1 rRNA gene is annotated in these 1008 nt (G+C 51.1%); it reads right to left on the reverse strand.

Going from position 1 to position 1008, the window contains the following annotated elements:
• Nucleotides 1–1008 (reverse strand): 23S ribosomal RNA (locus TR61_RS19395); the annotation flags it as partial.

Raw genomic sequence — 1008 nt, forward strand, 5'->3', positions numbered from 1 at the left:
ATAACCAGAAGTACAGGAATATTAACCTGTTTTCCATCGACTACGCTTTTCAGCCTCGCCTTAGGGACCGACTAACCCTGCGTCGATTAACGTTGCGCAGGAAACCTTGGTCTTTCGGCGTGGGTGTTTTTCACACCCATTGTCGTTACTCATGTCAGCATTCGCACTTCTGATACCTCCAGCAAGCTTCTCAACTCACCTTCACAGGCTTACAGAACGCTCCTCTACCGCATCACTTACGTGATACCCGTAGCTTCGGTGTATGGTTTGAGCCCCGTTACATCTTCCGCGCAGGCCGACTCGACTAGTGAGCTATTACGCTTTCTTTAAAGGGTGGCTGCTTCTAAGCCAACCTCCTAGCTGTCTAAGCCTTCCCACATCGTTTCCCACTTAACCATAACTTTGGGACCTTAGCTGACGGTCTGGGTTGTTTCCCTTTTCACGACGGACGTTAGCACCCGCCGTGTGTCTCCCATGCTCGGCACTTGTAGGTATTCGGAGTTTGCATCGGTTTGGTAAGTCGGGATGACCCCCTAGCCGAAACAGTGCTCTACCCCCTACAGTGATACATGAGGCGCTACCTAAATAGCTTTCGAGGAGAACCAGCTATCTCCGAGCTTGATTAGCCTTTCACTCCGATCCACAGGTCATCCGCTAACTTTTCAACGGTAGTCGGTTCGGTCCTCCAGTTAGTGTTACCCAACCTTCAACCTGCCCATGGATAGATCGCCCGGTTTCGGGTCTATTCCCAGCGACTAGACGCCCTATTAAGACTCGCTTTCGCTACGCCTCCCCTATTCGGTTAAGCTCGCCACTGAAAATAAGTCGCTGACCCATTATACAAAAGGTACGCAGTCACCCAACAAAGTGGGCTCCCACTGCTTGTACGCATACGGTTTCAGGATCTATTTCACTCCCCTCTCCGGGGTTCTTTTCGCCTTTCCCTCACGGTACTAGTTCACTATCGGTCAGTCAGTAGTATTTAGCCTTGGAGGATGGTCCCCCCAT

The organism is Aestuariivita boseongensis (genome assembly GCF_001262635.1).
In the GTDB taxonomy this organism is placed as follows: Bacteria; Pseudomonadota; Alphaproteobacteria; order Rhodobacterales; family Rhodobacteraceae; genus Aestuariivita; species Aestuariivita boseongensis.